Below are 15,866 nucleotides of genomic sequence, written 5' to 3' on the forward strand. Positions count from 1 at the left end.
CTGGGCCTTCACCCTCACCGCCACCGCCTGCAATCTTGTGCGAATACCAAAGCTCCTGGCCCAAACATGAGACCAACGCTCCACCAAAGCGCCGATCACCCGGGATAGACCAGCACCCAAAACCACCCTCATAGGGGGCTGACCTCAAACCAAGGCCCAAAACCCTATACGTCAGACTTTTTCAGCAGCCTGCTAGAACAGATCCCGGGCGGCCGGTCAATTCCCGAGATCAATCAAGCAGCGAACGCAGCATCCAGGCGGTCTTCTCGTGAACCGTCATGCGCTGGGTCAGGAGGTCGGCGGTAACCTCGTCATGACCTGCTTCTGCGGTCGGAAAAATCGATCGCGCCGTCTTCGCCACGGCCTCGTGGCCGGCGACCAACTGGCGGATCATCTCCTTGGCCTCGGGCACGCCCTCTTCTTCCGAGATCGAGGTCAGCTTGGCAAAGGCCGCGTAGCTGCCGGGCGCCGGTTCGCCCAGAGCGCGGATACGCTCCGCCACTTCGTCAAGCGCAGCCCAGAGTTCCGTGTACTCCTGCTCGAACATGGTGTGCAGGGTCTGAAACATCGGCCCGGTGACATTCCAATGAAACCCATGGGTCTTCAGATAGAGGGTGTAGGTGTCGGCCAAGAGGTGCGACAGGCCGTCGGCGATAGCCCGGCGGTCGTCTGCGGGAATACCCGTGTTGATCTGCATCTTTCGTCCTTCTCTCCATCAAAACGCCCAGAGCACGATCATTCTTGATCGAAAGAGCCAAGAACATGAATCGCACTCTAACCCAATAGCGCGGGGACCGATTCACGTTTCATGGAATTGGGAATGAAACGATCAGGCTCTGTGACGAACTGCTGCATCATTGAATTATAATATAGCTCTTTAATCGCAAGTTACAACATTGTTTGGAATTATTCCAAAAATATGACAGGGCCGTAAAAAGGCGCCCCCCTTGCCTGGGAGCGCCTTGTTTCACGCCATCGCCTAAACGGCAATCGATTCAGCGTTTCAGGCTTCGCCGCCCCGTCGTTCTGAGATGACCTGCTCGGCCAGTCTGCCGGTCAGTTCCTGAAGATGATCGAAGCGCCAGTCGAAACTGCCGACCCCGACGGTCAGAGACCGCAGTTCGATGATCAGGTCCTGCAGTTCCGCCTCCGGAAGGTGACACTTCAGATCGTCCCAGCCCTTCCAGCCAGGCCGCATTTCAAATCCAAGAATCTGACCGCGGCGGGCGGACACCAGGGAGTGAACCTTGTTGGTGAAGTCATTGGGGACCGAGATCGTGACCTCGTAGATCGGCTCCAGCAGCACCGGGGCGCAGTTCGGCATGCCCTCGGCCATGGCCATCCGGCCCACCGTCTTGAAGGCCTGATCCGAGGAGTCGACCGAATGATGCTGGCCGTCGACCAGCGTGACCGCCACGTCGACCACCGGGAACCCCAGAGGGCCGCGGCCGAGATACTCCTTGGTGCCGGTCTCCACCGCGCCGATGTACTGGCGCGGGACCGAGCCGCCGACCACCTTGTCGACGAACTGGAACCCCTCCCCGCGCGGCAGCGGTTGGATTTCGATGTGCACGTCGCCGAACTGCCCATGGCCGCCGGTCTGGCGCTTGAAGCGCGAATGCTGCTTGGTTGCCTTGCGGATGGTCTCCTTATAGGACGTCAGTGGAGGGGTCGCATCGACCTCGACGTTGTAGCGATTCTTCAGGCGCTCGATAGCGAGCTTCAGGTGAATGTCGCCCTGGCCGCGCAGCAGCAACTGGTTGGTGTCGCTGTTGTGATCGAGCACCAGAGAGGGATCTTCTTCGACCAGCTTGCCGATCGAAGCGGTCAGCTTCACTTCGTCCTGTCGGTTGTGCGGCGAGATGGCGAGGGAGAAGACCGGCCGCGGTGTCTCCGGCCACAGCAGGCCGGCATCGGGATCGCGGCCCTGCTCGGTCAGCAGGTCACCGCTGGCAACGGAATCCATCCGGCCCAGCGCAACCAGGTCGCCGGCTGAGGCCTGATCGGCCTTCTGGTTATCACCCCCCATAAGCCGATAGAGCCCGGAAACGCGTTCAGTTCCCAGGGTATCGCCGTCCTTGAGCGAACCGCGCCAGATGCGGGCCAGCGACATTTTGCCGGTGTGTGACTGGTGGATGCTGCGGATCACACTGGCCGCCAGACCGGCGCCTTCCGGCACACCCAGGCGCGCCGCGGTCACCGAGGGATCGGGCCCTTCATGGCGCAGCGCCTTCAGCAGGCGGGTGATGCCGTGGCCGAGCTCCGCCGAGCCGAAGAGCACCGGCACAATCAGATCGCCGGCCAGGTCTTTGCTCAGCTGTTCGTAGATATCGTCGGAGGCCGGAACCTTGTCCTCAAGCAGTTGCTCCAGCAGGCCGTCATCGAAGTCGGCCAGGGATTCGAGCATCTCCTGGCGGGCCGATGATTCCCGATCCTTCACCTGCTCCGGCATCTCGATGAGATCGGATTGTTTGTTCAGGTTGTAGCGCCAGGCCCGCTCGCTGACCAGGTCGACAAAACCGGTCACCTGCTCGCCTTCGCGAATGGGGACCTGGCGCAGTACCAGCGGCTTGCTGGAAACCGCCTGGAGCGACTCCAGCAGGTCCCGCACCCGATAGGCGGTCTTGTCCATCTTGTTGACGAAGAGCACATGGGGGATCTGATAGTCGTCGAGAAACTTGAAGGTCGGCGCAAGCGTCAGGCTGCGCTCCGGCTCGGGAGGCGCCACGATGATTGCGATGTCGACACCCATCAGTGCGCTGTGGCTGTCCTGAATCAGTTCGATCGATCCCGGGCAATCGATAAAGGCCCAGCGTTCACCAAGGTATTCGCAATGCGCGAAGTTGGGTTCCGTCGAGACCTGGCGCGCCCGGGCCTCCGGTGAGGAATCGCCGACAGAGTTGCCGTCGATCACCGAACCCCTGCGGTGGGTCGCCCCGGTCTGGTGAAGAATGGCTTCCAGCAGGGTTGTCTTGCCGCTGGTATAGGGTCCTACGAGAGCGGCGCAGCGCGCCGACGATACCGATCTGGACGTCATGATTTCCTCCCCGTCGCCCCCGGCGGGTTGGACCATGAGTTTCCCCATGGCAAGCCTGGGGCGAACTGTTCCAATGGTTGGGCAGTGGGTCGTGCGGACCACTTTGTGCACCCATGGTTTCAAAGTTCGCCTGCCACTGGCAACAAAAAACAGGTGGTATGACGGCGGGAATACGGCGGATGCGAGGAAATACGGCGGCTTGGATCTGTGTAAAGCCGGTGTTAGTCTGTGATCGGTAGAACTTGATCCCATGGCGCTGCCCTTTTCGGGCTGGCGCCCTTATGCTTGGATGAGTTTTGGAACGATTGCCCTGCCGGACGGGATTTCGGCAAAGGCTGGGACGCAAAGGACGAGAATGAAATGACGGCGCAGGTCTTTATCGACGGCGAAGCAGGCACCACGGGACTTCAGATCCGGGCGCGCCTTGAGGCGCGCGCCGATGTCCGCCTGATCCGCCTTGATGACGCAGACCGAAAGGACCCGGTAGCCCGGGCCGGCGCCCTGAACCAGGCCGATCTCGCCATCCTCTGCCTGCCCGATGCGGCGGCGCGCGAAGCCGTCGGCCTGATCGAGAACCCGCAGACACGGGTCATCGATGCCAGCACCGCCTATCGCACCGATCCGGACTGGACCTACGGCTTTCCGGAGATGGACGCCGAGCAGGCCGCCAAGGTCACGGCTTCCAAGCGGGTCAGCAACCCGGGCTGTTATCCGACCGGGGCCCTTGCCCTGATTCGTCCGCTGATAAAGGCCGGCCTGCTGCCAACCGACTTTCCGGTTACGATCAACGGCGTCTCCGGCTACAGCGGCGGCGGCAAGGGCCTGATCCGGCGCTACGAGGATCCAGCCGCGCCTGACCGCCTGAGCAACGCCTACCGTGCCTATGCGCTGAAGCTGGCCCATAAGCACCTGCCGGAAATGCGGCTCCACAGCGGCCTCGACCAGGCGCCCTTTTTCCTGCCCGCGGTGGGCAACTACCGCCAGGGCATGCTGGTGCAGGTACCGCTGCAGCTCTGGGCCCTGCCCGAACGCCATAAGCCCGATGACATCCGCGATCTGCTGGCCGCCCACTTTGCCGGCCAGGACTTCGTTTCGGTCGCCAGCGCAGCGGAGACCGCGGCGCGCGATGATCTCGACCCCGAGGGCCTCAACGGCACCAACGCCATGCGCCTCTACGTTTTCGGCAATGCTTCCGGAGACCAGGTCCTGCTGGCGGCGGTACTCGATAACCTGGGCAAGGGTGCCTCCGGCGCCGCGGTGCAGAACATGAACCTGATGCTCGGCCTCGATCCCCAGGCCGGCCTCGCCGAACGCCTGGCGGCTTAAGCCTCTCGCCAAATCAAAAAAAAGGGGCGGTTCCTGCGGAGCCGCCCCTTTTCGTCACGCCAGGACTTTAACTGCGAACCGCCGCCTTAGGCACTTTGGCGGACCTTGCCCAGGAAGGCGCCGACCTCCTGCTTCAAGGTACCCGCATCATTGTTCAGGCCATCGATGGCGGTGACCGCCTGTTCCACCGCCGTCATGGTCTGCTCCGAAGCACTGCGCACCTCGGCGATGGTGGAAGACACCTTGGTGGTGTCGCTGGCGGCCGACTCGACGTTGCGGCCGATTTCCTGGGTCGCCGCATTCTGCTCCTCCACCGCCGAGGCAATGGCGGTGGTCGACTCGTTGACCTGACCGATGACACCGCGAATGCTCGCGATGGCGGCCACAGCTTCTGTCGTGGCCTGCTGCATGGCATTGATCTGGCCGGAGATCTCCTCCGTCGCCTTGGTGGTCTGCGACGCCAGGGTCTTCACCTCGTTGGCAACCACCGCAAAGCCCTTACCGGCCTCACCGGCGCGGGCCGCTTCGATGGTCGCGTTGAGGGCCAGCAGGTTGGTCTGCTCGGCGATCTCGTTGATCAGCTTGACGACATCGCCGATCTTCTGCGCGGCGACGTCAAGCGACTGCACCGTTTCGTTGGTGGAATCCGCCTCCTGCACCGCACCGGCGGCGATCTTGGCCGATTCGCTGGCCCGGCGGGCAATCTCGGCAATCGAGGCCGACATCTCCTCGGCCGCCGCGGCAACGCTGTCGACATTGCCGCTGGCCCCTTCCGCCGCGCCTGACACCTGGGAGCTCTTCTCGCTGGTCTCGGAAGCCAGATCGCGCACCTGGCGGGTGGAGGTGTCGATGTTGGTCGCAGCCTCCAGCACGCTGTTGACCTTGACGGCGACCGACTGTTCGAACTCGTTGGCCAGGCTCGTCATGGCCTCGCGCTTTTCAGCAGCGGCGGTGGCTTCGCGCTCATGACGCTCCTGCTCCAGGCGCCGCTTCTCCAAGGCGTTTTCCTTGAAGACCTGCACGGCGCGGGCCATGTCGCCGACCTCGTCGCCCTGCCCCTGATAGGCAACCTCGACCTCCGTGTCGTCACGGGCCAGACGGTCCATCACCTCGGCGAGGCGCGGCAGCGGGCGCAGCAACATACGGAAGGTAAAGAAGGCAACCAGCGCTGTAATCAGGGTGGCGAGGCCGGCGGTGATGGCGAGCTTGCTGGTCAGCGTGTTCAGCACGGCGTTCACGTTGGATTTCAAGACGCCGGCATAGAGAATGCCGATCACCTTGCCGTCGGGCGCGAAGATCGGCTGATAGATGGTGTAGTAAGCCTTGCCGAGAATCACCGCTTCGCCGCGGAAAGTCTCGCCCTTGGCGACGATGGGATAGACTGCGCCCTTGCGGCCCAGCGGCGTGCCGATGGCGCGGCTGCCGTCATCCTTTTTGATGTTGGTCGTGCGGCGCCAGAAGTCCTGGCTTTCCTGATCCCAGACAAACACCGTCGCGGTTTCACCGGTCAGATAGCCGATCCTGTCGATCATCTCGTGATCCGGGAAATCCGGAACGCCGTCGATAACAATCTTTTCAACCTGTGACGCGTTGTGGCTTACCTGCAGCTCCGGATGCTTCTCGGCGAAGATGTCGGCGGCGATCCGCAGGCTGGAAGACTGCCGGTCCACCACCTGATTCTGAATCTCCGCCTGAATGGCGATGATCGCCGCTGTCGCGCAGGCCGCGACCGCCAGGACGATCAACACAATGGTCAGGACCATCGTTTTGCTCGTCAGCTTTATGCTCTTGAATTTCGCAAAAGGCTTCATCGATCGTTCTCACCCATCCCTCGTCGTTGCGCGGTGCAATTACTGCGCAGGAAAGGCGCGATACTTTCATGGCGGCGTTACGGAACTGTAAAAAACACCTGGCCCAAATCAGCCTTTTATCTAATCATTTCAATAGCATCATAACGACTATAAACGGAAGCCGACAGTCGAGCGGACAACGCCGCCCGCACCGTCGGCTCCGCACCAGGTTCACGTCTCCGCTAAAGGATCAGTCTTTTTTCTCGTAAGTGATCAGGCTGATCACGGCACCGACAGGGTCCTTCAAAGTAGCCATGCGTCCGACCCCCGGCACATCGAAAAGCGGGGTGACCAAGGTCGCGCCGCCGGCGGTTGCCGCCGCGACGCGCCTATCGACATCATCGACGGTGATGAAGCTCGCCCAGTGCACCGGCTGGTCAGCCATCTCAGGCGGCCGCTGCAGGATGCCGCCGACAGGCTGGTCGCCGGCTTTCAGGACCGTGTAGATGCCTCCGCCCGGCATCTCCATAGCCTCCGTCTCCCAGCCGATAACGTCGCCGTAAAAAGTCTTGGCCTTCTCCGCATCGTCGGTCTGCAGTTCGCACCAGCTGAAGGCGCCATGGTTTTGGAAAACATCGCTCATCGTCTGTCTCCTTTGTTTGCATTCCTCGCCGGGCCTTACATCCGCTCTTCGAGTATGCGCCCTTCGCCCCTGGACGGACGACGACGGCTAAGCCCGACAAGGCAGCATCGCGTCAGTCTTTTCTATAGATCGCCCACACAGAGTGAATGGTGGAGTCTTCCAGCAAGGCCTGACGCAGGCGGGCAATGGCCGGCAACTCCTGCGCCGGAGGATACCAATCCGATACCATGAGCAGGTAGAGATCGGCGGCGCTATAGCGCGCACCCTGCAGGAAGGGCCCCGATCCCAGCGCCGCCGACACAATCGCGAACTGGCGATCCAGGTCCCGCGTCGCCGCCGCCTTGATGCCGGGTATCTCCACCGGATCCGTCGAATAGCGTTCGGCATAATAGAGCCGCAGGTCGGCAGTGTAGATATTCACCGCCATGAAGACCAGCCAGCGGTCGAAGGCTGCACGTTCCGGGCTGCCCGGCGGTGGCGCCAGGCCGGCCTCGGGAAAACAGTCAACGAGATACAAGACCATGGCTGCAGATTCTGTCATGACCTGCCCGTCCGGCAGAATCAGCAGCGGGATCTGTCCCATGGGGTTCAGCTTTCGATAAGCCTCCCCCTTCTGCTCTTTGGCATGATGGTCGACCAGGACCTTTTCGACCGGGGCCCCGGCCAGGGCCAGCACCACCTCCGGCGCAAAGGCGCCGGTATCCGGCGCCCAATACAACTTGTACATCACATCTCCCGCAGCATCGGCGCCCCGCGCCCGAAAGACGGCGGGTTGGCGCAGCCGGCAGTTTAGCCCGAAGGCCTCCTGTCAAACCACGGACAAGCTTGCTCGAATTGCGCCGCCAGGGAGAAAAGTCGGGCCTCCTCACCGACGGGAGCGGCGATCTGCACGCCGATGGGCAGCCCTTCGTCAGACCAGTGCAGCGGCAGGGAGGCAGCCGGCTGGCCCGACATATTGAACATCTGGGTGAAGGCGACATAGGGCTGGACCGCCCGGTTGAAACCGTCGACGTCGTCCTTGCCCGTGTCCACGGTCCCCAGAGCCATGGGCGGCTGGGCCATGGTCGGCGTCATCAGGATGTCGTAGTCGCCGAGAAAGGCATTCAGACGGTCGCCGATCAAACGGACCGCCCGCTGCGCGCGCAGGTACTGCGGCGCCGAGATCTTCGCGCCGCGTTCGGCGAAGCGCCAGGTGATGATCTCGACATCCTCGCGGGCCACCCCCTTCGGCAGCAATGGATTACCGGGCGCCAGAGCATCGGCCATGTTCGCCGCCACAATCACGATCATCGCCTGACCCAGCACCGGATAGTCGATGGCGGGCGCCGCCTCCGCCACATCGTGGCCGAGGTCTTGCGCTATGGCGGCGGCCCGTTCGACCGCTACCCTGCAATCCGGATGCAGCGGCACGCCGTCCGGCGTTCGCGCCGTCCAGGCGATGCGCAGACGCTTCGGCCGCCCGCCAAGCGCCCGAAGAAAGGGCTGCTCCGGCCGGGGCAGGCTATAAGGATGATCCACAGGCGGGCCGCAGATGGCATCCAACAGCGCCGCGGAATCGCGCACGCTGCGGGTCACGGCGTGAAACACGGTCAAACCGGCCCAGGCGTCGCTGGTCAGGTTGCGCCCGCGGCTCGGCTTCAGGCCGAAGAGGCCGCAGCAGGATGCGGGAATGCGGATCGAACCGCCGCCGTCGGAGGCGTGAGCCAGGGGAACCATACCGGCGGCCACCGCCGCCGCTGCCCCACCGCTGGAGCCACCGGCGGAATAATCGGGATTCCAGGGGTTGCGGGTCGCGCCGTGCTGCGCTGTTTCAGTGCTGACGTTGAGGCCGAATTCAGAGGTGCTGGACTTGCCGACGACCAGCAACCCGGCGGCGCGCCAACGCTGCACCATGGCGTCGTCGAAGGGCGCGACATAGCCGGCGAAGGCCCGGCTGCCGTTACCGCAGGCAACGCCGCGGCGGAAGGTGTAGAGATCCTTCAGCAGGAAGGGCAGGCCGGCAAAGATGCCGGCTGGCGGGCCTTCGGCCAGCTCTGCCCTGGCCTGATCGTAGAGGCGATGGACCACCGCGTTGACCGCCGGGTCGCGCGCTTCGATACGCGCGATCACCGCTTCCAGCAATTCCTCCGCGGCAATCTCGCCCTGGCGGATCAGCCCTGCCAGGGCGAGCCCGTCATGACTGTCGAGCAGGGCGTCGAGCGGCACGACGATCCTGTCCGATCAGTCACTCAGCGCTTCACAGGCCTGCTTGATCCGTTTGCAGGCCTCCTCCAGCGCCTCGGTCGAGGTCGCATAGGAAACCCGGAAATGCGGCGAGAGGCCGAAGGCCTCGCCATGCACCGCCGCCACGCCGACGGATTCCAACAGATAGGTGACGAAGTCCTCGTCGGTCTCGATCTTCTTGCCGTCCGGGGTCTTCTTGCCGATGCAGCCGGCGCAGGAGGGATAGACGTAAAAGGCCCCCTCCGGCGTGTGGCAGTGCAGGCCCGGACAGTCGTTCAGCATGGCGACCACCAGGTCACGGCGCTGCCTGAAGACCTCGGCGCGCTCGGCGATGAAATCCTGCGGGCCGTTCAGGGCCTCCACCGCCGCCGCCTGGCTGATCGAGGAGGGGTTTGAGGTCGACTGCGACTGGACCTTGGCAATCGCCTTGATCAGGTTCTCAGGGCCGCCGGCGTAGCCGATGCGCCAACCGGTCATGGCATAGGCCTTGGAAACGCCGTTCATGGTCAGCGTGCGGTCCTTCAGGCCCGGCTCAACCTGGGCCGGGGTGGTGAACTCGAAGTCGTCGTAGACCAGATGCTCGTACATATCGTCGGTCAGCACCCAGACCTGGGGATGGCGCATCAGGACGTCGGTCAGCGCCTTCATCTCCGCGCGGGTGTAGCCGGCGCCGGTCGGGTTGGAGGGGCTGTTGAGGATCAGCCAGCGGGTCTTGGGCGTGATCGCCTCTTCCAGCGCTTCCGGCTGCAGCTTGAAATTCTGGTTGGCGCCACAGGAAACGAAGACCGGCTCGCCCTCGGCCAGCAGCACCATATCGGGATAGGAAACCCAATAGGGCGCCGGGATGATGACCTCGTCGCCGGCGTTCAGCGTCGCCTGAAAGGCGTTGTAGAGCACCTGCTTGCCGCCGGTGCCGACGGTGATCTCAGCCGGCGTGTAGTCCAGCCCGTTCTCGCGCTTGAACTTGGCGGCGATGGCCTGTTTCAGCGCCGGGGTGCCGTCTACGGCGGTATATTTGGTATCGCCGCTCCGGATCGCCTCGATGGCGGCCTCTTTGATGTTGTCGGGGGTGTCGAAATCCGGCTCGCCGGCGCCCAGGCCGATTACATCGCGGCCGGCGGCTTTCAACTCGCGCGCCTTGGTCGAGACGGCAATGGTGGGCGAGGGTTTGATTCGCGACAAACGTTCCGCGATCACGGACATCGGTTGTTCTCCCGGTTTGGTGAAAGGCATCGCCACGACAACGATCCAGCGGGCAACTTAATCCCGGCCGACCTTGGATGGCAACCAACTAGGGCGCCAAGCCCCCGCCCAACGCCTTATTCGGTCACAAGCCATCACGGAATCGCCGCAATCTCGATCAGCTCTCGCCACGGTCCGGGTGCTTACTGGCCAGCATGGAAAACCGACGGCCGATCCGGCCTTCGGTCCTTACGGAACCGAGAGTCCTTGGGGGGACGAGAAAATGCGTCACGAAATGCTGCCTTACCGGCCGTTCAGCCTGATCCCGCCGCAGATGGTGAAGGCCTGCCTGCGCGCCGTCTTCGTGATCGGCGGTGCCCTGGTTATCCTGGCGCTGGTGATGGTGCTGGTCCTGGCGGCCGGCCGGCTTTCCTCGGCCTATGGCGCGGAGGCGGGCGAGGAGATGCCGAGCGGCCTGTTCTTCCGTGGTGCCGAGCAGGGCACCGGCCTCGAAGCCCCGACCCTCAGCAGCGACGTGACCATGGCGGTGAACGGCATGGTCAACCGGGTGACGGTCCGCCAGGTCTTCCACAACCCGACCAGCCAATGGATGGAAGGCATCTACGTCTTTCCCCTGCCCGACGGGTCCGCCGTCGACCGCCTGACCATGACCATCGGCGAGCGCCAGGTCGAAGGCCGCATCCTGGAGAAGGCCGAGGCCGAGCGCGCCTACAAGGCGGCAGCCGAAAACGGCCAGCGCGCCAGCCTGGTGAGCGGCGAGCGGCCCAATGTTTTCGTGACCTCGGTCGCCAACATCGGCCCCGGCGAGAACATCACGGTGGAGATCGGCTATCAGGACGCCGTCGCCTTCGATACCGGCGTCTTCTCGCTGCGGTTCCCCATGGTGGTCGCGCCGCGCTACACACCGGCACCCCGGCTGATCGCGGAGGAGCAACCGGCGCCTGCGCCGCTCCAGCCCGCCGTCGGCAGCGAACCGGACGATGCCCGCGACCTCTTCGGCCCGGTTTCCACGAAAAAGAAACGGAATCCGCTTTCCCTGACCATCGACCTGAATGCCGGTGTGACCCTGGAATCCCTGCGCAGCCTCCATCACCCGGTGGTCATCGAAAGCCGCGACTACGGCCGCCAGCGGATCGCCCTCAGCAACGCCAGCGTGCCGGCGGACCGGGACTTCGTGCTGGAGTGGACACCCACCGCCAGCGCCGCGCCCCGGGCAGCCGTCTTCGCCGAACAGGTCGGCGAGGACAGCCATCTGCTGGTCATGATGCTGCCGCCGGATACGACCGCGGTGCGGCAGATCGCCCAGGAGCCGCAACCGGCGCCGATGCCGCGCGAGCTGGTGTTCATCATCGACACCTCAGGCTCGATGTTCGGCGACTCCCTGGACCAGGCCAAGACCGCGGTGATCGCCGCGCTGAAACGGCTGAACCCCGAGGATCGCTTCAACGTGATCCAGTTCAACAGCGAGACCCACGCGCTCTATCGCCGGCCGATGGCCGCCTCGGTCGCCAACGTCGCCCGCGCCTTTCATTACGTCAGCGCATTGGAGGCCGACGGCGGCACCGAGATGGCCCCGGCCCTGGACCTCGCCCTGACCGGCGGCGCGGCGGACGGCAAGCTCAGCCAGATCGTCTTCCTGACCGACGGCGCCGTCGGCAACGAGCACGAACTCTTCGAACTGGTGGCCGATCAGCTCGGCGACAGCCGGCTTTTCACCATCGGCATCGGCTCCGCCCCCAACAGCTACTTCATGCGCAAGTCGGCGGAGCTGGGGCGCGGCAGCTTCACCCATATCGGTGATCTGGAGGAGGTCGCCAGCCGCATGGAGACGCTATTGGCCAAACTTGAGAACCCGGCCCTGACCGACATCCGCCTGGGCTGGCCCAACGCAGCCGGCAAGGACGTCGAGGCCTATCCCGGCCCCCTGCCCGACCTTTATGCCGGCGCCCCGGTCACCTTCACCGCACGCCTGGGCGGGGTCGCCCTGGAAGACCTGGAGGGCCAGATGCTGGTCACCGGCACCGGCGTAGAGGGGCCGTGGCAGCAACGCCTGAAGCTGATGGGCCTGAAAGAGGCCCCCGGCACGGCCAGCCTCTGGGCCCGCGCCAAGCTGGAGGCCATCGAGGACCGGCTCTATGAGACGGGCAGAGGCGATATCGACCGCACCGCCGTGCGCGCCGATGCGCTGGCCCTCGCCCTGGAACACAGCCTGGTCACCCGCTACACCAGCCTGGTCGCCATCGACGATCAGGTGGCACGGCCCCAGGGCGAGACTTTGGAAAGCCAGGAGATCGAACGCAACCTGCCGGACGGCTGGGACGCCGGCAAGGTCTTCGGCTCCGCCGAAAAGGTAGAGGCCGAACCGGGCCTGCTGCGGCAGCTCGCCCTGCCGGCACCCTTGCTGCAACAGGCCGAGGTCGGCGGCCAGGCCGTGCTGCTGCCCCAGGGTGCGACCCCGGCCGAGCGCATGCTGATCATCGGTCTGGCCTACCTCCTGCTCGGCCTGGCGCTGCTGGCCCTGGTCTATCGCCGAAGCCGGACAACCCATTCCAACCAGGGGGCGGCACTTGCCTAAGGGGTTGACCGGCAACCGGCTTCTGCTCGGCGTCGCCCTGCTGTTCCTGGGCCTCGGCCTGTGGCAGTTGGGCGGGGCCGGGCTGATCCAGGGCAAAGCCTGGCTGGCCCAGCGCCTGCTCGACCGCGCCTGGGCCGACACCCTGGCAGGGGCCGACGCGGTCAAGCCCTGGCCCTGGGCGGACACCTGGCCGGTAGCACGTTTGCAGGTCGCCGCGCTCGACATCGATCTCTTCGTCCTGGCGGGTGCCTCCGGGCGCAGCCTGGCCTTCGGCCCCGGCCAGGTCGAGGGAACCGAAGCGCTGAATCACAACATCATGGGCGGCCATCGCGACACCCATTTCGCTTTCCTGCAGCACCTGGAAGAAGGCCACCGCTTTCGCCTGCAGGACCGCAGCGGCGCCTGGCAGAGCTATGTGGTGCGCGGCCAGGCGATCCTGGATGTCCGCCAGGAGGTTATTGCCCGGCCCGGCAGGGAACGGCAGTTGCTGACCCTGGTCACCTGCTATCCCTTCGATGCCATCACGCCGGGCGGGCCGCTGCGCTACGCCGTTACGGCGGAGGCGATTCCTGGGGAAGCGGTAGCGGTCGCAGATGAACACGGGCCGTTGGGGGACGAGATTTCGTTGGGGGAAGACGGGGGCGCACCGCTCCCCGGGGGAACAACCTAGGAAAGGCACCCTCTCACCATGCTCTTCGACCCCACGCTGCTGACGCAGCACAAGCCCGGCCCCCTCGACCGCGGCAGCCGGCTGCGCCGCTGGCTCGCCCGGCTGCTGGTTCTCGCCCTTCTGGCTGTCGGTGTCGGCGCCGCCCTGCTGCTCTTCGCGCCGCTGCTTTAAGCCGCTTCGGCCAGGGTACTGCGGCGCCTGCACCCTTTACCCGTAGCGCAGGCTCGGAAACCAGTCGCCGCGCCCCTCGGGCAGCAGGTCCAGCAGATGCCAGACCGGCGAAAACAGGTCGATGCCGCGCGCGTAGTCCGGCCCGATCGGCGCCGAGCAGGTATAGAAATGATAGACCCTGCCGTCGGCGCCCTTGCGAAAGACTGACACCCCGGGCCACTGGCCGAAATCGTCCTCCATGCCGAAATCGGCATTGAAGCTGTTGTCCTGCGCCGACAACAGGCGCAGCCGGTTCCAGCCGCGCGCTGAGGCAAAGGCCCGCAGCTTGCCGATCTCCGCCTTGGCAACCAGCACCAGATTGGCGTGCTGGCTGACATGCTCGGCCACCGCGTCGTAGCCGTCGGCCCACATGGTGCACATCGGACAGGGGTTTTCCGCCGCCACGCCGAACATGAAGTGGATCAGGATCAGGCTGTCCTTGCCCGGCGCAAAAAGCGCGCTGAGCCTGGTTTCGAACATCTGCTCCGCGGCGTTGAAGCTGAGGTCGGCAGGCCCCTCCTTGAAGACGTAGTCGGTTTCCACCGGGGTATCCAGGGGCAGGCCGCGGCGCAGTTCCGCCACCTTTTCGCGCTGTTCCTTCAGGGCCACCTCGGCCGCCAGCAAATCCGCACGCTGCTTGCGCTGCGCCGCAGAGGCGCCGGGCAGCAGGATCGGCGAACGGGCGGCCATACGGGCCAGGGCGGCTTGCATGTCGGACATGATGAGACTCCTTTGTTCAAAGTCGCGGCACCGGCCCGCCCCCCTCCCGGCCACCCACCAGGATAATCGCATTGGGTGGCCGGGAGGGGGGGCGGGCTGGGACCGAAACCAGGCGAAGCGAAACCGCTTCAATCCTCCACGAAGGGAACGAATTTCTCGAGGCAGGCGTTCCAACCGCCGTTGTGCAGGGCGGCCATGGCGTCGTCGGCAAAACCCTCGTGGGTCAGAGTCATCTCAGAACCCTCGCCGAGCGGCTTGATCTCGACGGTGACCAGGGTGTCCTGGTGATTGGTCGCCGAGGACGACCAGGTGAACGCCAGTTTCTTCGGGCGGTCGATCACCTTATAGACGCCGGCATGGGGGTGCGGTTCGTCGCCCTTCATGACGAAGTCGAAACGCCCGCCGACCCTCAGGTCGATCTCTATGGCGGCCATCACCATCTCGCCGGGGATCAACCACTGGCTCACCATCGCCGGGTCGGTCCAGGCATCGAAGACCAGTTCCGGGCTGGCCGCCAGCTTGCGGGACAGGCGCACCACGGGCCTGCTCAAGGCTGCTTCACTCATTTGTTTCTTCTCCTGTTTCATCGTCAACTCTGCGCGTCAGCCGCAGTGGTCAGGTGTCCAGCGCCGCCTCAAGCTTGTCGAAGGCACTGTTCCAGCCGCCCTGGTAGTTGGTGGAGGTCTCGGCATCGGGGAAGCGCTCGTGGATCAGGGTCATGCGGGCCCCCTGCCGGCCGTCGGGCGTCTCCGCCGCTTCGATGGCGATGGTCAGGCGGCTCTCGACGCCTTTCAGGCCGCCACCGGCCCAGGACATGACGAGACGTTCCGGGGCTTTGATGGCTTCGAAAACACCGTGATGCTCGTGCCGCTCCTCGCCCTGCATGACAACGCTGTAAGCGCCGCCGACCCTGAGGTCCATCTCGACTTCGGCGACCTTCAGATCGTAGGGGCAGAGCCACTGGCTCAACTGTTCCGGTTTGGTCCAGGCATCGAAGACCGCCTGGGGAGAGGCTGCATAGACGCGGGTGATCCGCACCGTGGGGGCCGTGCCGAAGGCGGCGGCCGGCGCCACTGTCTCGCTGCTCAGCGCTTCACTCATGATTTCGTTTCCTTCTCATCGGGGGGCGTGTTCTTGGCTTTCGCTTTTTCCAGGAAGGCCTCCAGGGCATCCAGCCGGGCCTCCCAGAAGCGTCGGGTCTCTTCCATCCAGCGCGCCGCTTCCAGGATTGGCGCGCCCTCGAAAGAAAGCTGGTGGACGCGGCCTTGGACGTCGCGCCGCACCAGCCCCGCCCGCTCCAGGACCGCGACGTGCTTGGAGACGGCGTTCAGGGACATCTCGAAAGGCTCGGCAATCTCCGTCACCCGCGCCTCGCCGGACATCAGGCGGCCAAGAATGGCCCGCCGGGTCGGGTCGGCCAGGGCGGAGAAAGTGCGGTCCAGGGCTTGCTCGGAATATTCAACCATATG

The 15,866-nt window shown here is 64.7% G+C and carries 15 protein-coding genes; 4 read left to right on the forward strand and 11 right to left on the reverse strand.

The genetic code is table 11. From position 1 onward, the window contains the following. Positions 1-229: 229 nt before the first annotated feature. Both HBA54_RS25140 and HBA54_RS25145 read right to left on the reverse strand, forming a co-directional pair. Positions 230-697, reverse strand: a complete 468-nt coding sequence (locus HBA54_RS25140) for a Dps family protein (RefSeq protein ID WP_167230240.1) — start codon at positions 695-697, stop codon at positions 230-232. Positions 698-1,003: 306 nt separating this feature from the next. After that, positions 1,004-3,037 carry an elongation factor G gene (locus HBA54_RS25145; protein ID WP_167230243.1) on the reverse strand — a complete coding sequence of 678 codons (2,034 nt, stop codon included), beginning with the start codon at positions 3,035-3,037 and terminating at the stop codon, positions 1,004-1,006. A 360-nt stretch (positions 3,038-3,397) separates the two neighbouring features. Between HBA54_RS25145 and argC the strand changes: the two genes are divergently transcribed. Next, complete coding sequence (gene argC, locus HBA54_RS25150) at positions 3,398-4,363, forward strand: N-acetyl-gamma-glutamyl-phosphate reductase (protein WP_167230246.1); 966 nt, start codon at positions 3,398-3,400, stop codon at positions 4,361-4,363. Between the two features lie 86 nt (positions 4,364-4,449). Here the strand turns inward: argC and HBA54_RS25155 are convergent, their stop codons facing one another. From HBA54_RS25155 to HBA54_RS25175, 5 genes are all read right to left on the reverse strand, one after another. After that, entirely contained in the window at positions 4,450-6,174 is a 1,725-nt protein-coding gene (locus tag HBA54_RS25155) for a methyl-accepting chemotaxis protein (protein ID WP_167230250.1), read from the reverse strand. A 229-nt stretch (positions 6,175-6,403) separates the two neighbouring features. Further along, a complete protein-coding gene (locus tag HBA54_RS25160; protein WP_167230253.1) occupies positions 6,404-6,796 on the reverse strand; it encodes a VOC family protein in 393 nt (130 codons plus the stop codon). 112 nt (positions 6,797-6,908) lie between these two features. Then, positions 6,909-7,523: a glutathione S-transferase family protein gene (locus tag HBA54_RS25165; protein ID WP_167230256.1), complete on the reverse strand. Its 615-nt coding sequence runs from the start codon at positions 7,521-7,523 to the stop codon at positions 6,909-6,911. Positions 7,524-7,585: 62 nt separating this feature from the next. Next, a complete protein-coding gene (locus tag HBA54_RS25170) occupies positions 7,586-9,001 on the reverse strand; it encodes an amidase (RefSeq protein ID WP_205944908.1) in 1,416 nt (471 codons plus the stop codon). A gap of 15 nt (positions 9,002-9,016) precedes the next feature. Continuing rightward, positions 9,017-10,222: an aspartate transaminase gene (locus HBA54_RS25175; protein ID WP_167230258.1), complete on the reverse strand. Its 1,206-nt coding sequence runs from the start codon at positions 10,220-10,222 to the stop codon at positions 9,017-9,019. Between the two features lie 262 nt (positions 10,223-10,484). Between HBA54_RS25175 and HBA54_RS25180 the strand changes: the two genes are divergently transcribed. The 3 genes from HBA54_RS25180 to HBA54_RS25190 are packed head-to-tail and all read left to right on the forward strand — an operon-like array spanning position 10,485 to position 13,638. Continuing rightward, on the forward strand, positions 10,485-12,797 hold the full coding sequence (locus HBA54_RS25180; protein ID WP_167230261.1) for a marine proteobacterial sortase target protein: 2,313 nt from the start codon (positions 10,485-10,487) through the stop codon (positions 12,795-12,797). After that, positions 12,790-13,467 (forward strand): class GN sortase, encoded by a 678-nt coding sequence (locus tag HBA54_RS25185; RefSeq protein WP_205944909.1) that lies wholly within the window; start codon positions 12,790-12,792, stop codon positions 13,465-13,467. Before HBA54_RS25180 ends, HBA54_RS25185 begins: the two co-directional genes overlap by 8 nt. Before the next feature lie 18 nt (positions 13,468-13,485). Next, positions 13,486-13,638, forward strand: a complete 153-nt coding sequence (locus HBA54_RS25190) for a hypothetical protein (RefSeq protein ID WP_167230264.1) — start codon at positions 13,486-13,488, stop codon at positions 13,636-13,638. A 36-nt stretch (positions 13,639-13,674) separates the two neighbouring features. Here HBA54_RS25190 and HBA54_RS25195 read toward each other — a convergent pair whose 3' ends face one another. The 4 genes from HBA54_RS25195 to HBA54_RS25210 all read right to left on the reverse strand — a co-directional run bounded on the left by HBA54_RS25195 (position 13,675) and on the right by HBA54_RS25210 (position 15,863). After that, positions 13,675-14,397 (reverse strand): DUF899 family protein, encoded by a 723-nt coding sequence (locus HBA54_RS25195; RefSeq protein WP_205944910.1) that lies wholly within the window; start codon positions 14,395-14,397, stop codon positions 13,675-13,677. A 128-nt stretch (positions 14,398-14,525) separates the two neighbouring features. Then, positions 14,526-14,963 (reverse strand): SRPBCC family protein, encoded by a 438-nt coding sequence (locus HBA54_RS25200; RefSeq protein WP_167230267.1) that lies wholly within the window; start codon positions 14,961-14,963, stop codon positions 14,526-14,528. 49 nt (positions 14,964-15,012) lie between these two features. Beyond that, positions 15,013-15,498: an SRPBCC family protein gene (locus HBA54_RS25205; protein WP_167230269.1), complete on the reverse strand. Its 486-nt coding sequence runs from the start codon at positions 15,496-15,498 to the stop codon at positions 15,013-15,015. Beyond that, positions 15,495-15,863, reverse strand: a complete 369-nt coding sequence (locus tag HBA54_RS25210) for an ArsR/SmtB family transcription factor (protein WP_167230272.1) — start codon at positions 15,861-15,863, stop codon at positions 15,495-15,497. The genes HBA54_RS25205 and HBA54_RS25210 overlap by 4 nt, the downstream gene beginning before the upstream one ends. Between the last annotated feature and the right edge of the window lie 3 nt (positions 15,864-15,866).

Origin of the sequence: Pelagibius litoralis, from assembly GCF_011683915.1 — a bacterium.
Classification (GTDB): Bacteria; Pseudomonadota; Alphaproteobacteria; order Kiloniellales; family Kiloniellaceae; genus Pelagibius; species Pelagibius litoralis.

Coding starts and splice junctions, on each gene's coding strand:
- HBA54_RS25205 (WP_167230269.1), bottom strand. CDS start 15,498: ATGAGTGAAGCGCTGAGCAGCGAGACAGTGGCGCCGGCCGCCGCCTTC.
- HBA54_RS25180 (WP_167230261.1), top strand. CDS start 10,485: ATGCGTCACGAAATGCTGCCTTACCGGCCGTTCAGCCTGATCCCGCCG.
- HBA54_RS25155 (WP_167230250.1), bottom strand. CDS start 6,174: ATGAAGCCTTTTGCGAAATTCAAGAGCATAAAGCTGACGAGCAAAACG.
- HBA54_RS25210 (WP_167230272.1), bottom strand. CDS start 15,863: ATGGTTGAATATTCCGAGCAAGCCCTGGACCGCACTTTCTCCGCCCTG.
- HBA54_RS25145 (WP_167230243.1), bottom strand. CDS start 3,037: ATGACGTCCAGATCGGTATCGTCGGCGCGCTGCGCCGCTCTCGTAGGA.
- HBA54_RS25140 (WP_167230240.1), bottom strand. CDS start 697: ATGCAGATCAACACGGGTATTCCCGCAGACGACCGCCGGGCTATCGCC.
- HBA54_RS25165 (WP_167230256.1), bottom strand. CDS start 7,523: ATGTACAAGTTGTATTGGGCGCCGGATACCGGCGCCTTTGCGCCGGAG.
- argC (WP_167230246.1), top strand. CDS start 3,398: ATGACGGCGCAGGTCTTTATCGACGGCGAAGCAGGCACCACGGGACTT.
- HBA54_RS25160 (WP_167230253.1), bottom strand. CDS start 6,796: ATGAGCGATGTTTTCCAAAACCATGGCGCCTTCAGCTGGTGCGAACTG.
- HBA54_RS25200 (WP_167230267.1), bottom strand. CDS start 14,963: ATGAGTGAAGCAGCCTTGAGCAGGCCCGTGGTGCGCCTGTCCCGCAAG.
- HBA54_RS25175 (WP_167230258.1), bottom strand. CDS start 10,222: ATGTCCGTGATCGCGGAACGTTTGTCGCGAATCAAACCCTCGCCCACC.
- HBA54_RS25190 (WP_167230264.1), top strand. CDS start 13,486: ATGCTCTTCGACCCCACGCTGCTGACGCAGCACAAGCCCGGCCCCCTC.
- HBA54_RS25195 (WP_205944910.1), bottom strand. CDS start 14,397: ATGTCCGACATGCAAGCCGCCCTGGCCCGTATGGCCGCCCGTTCGCCG.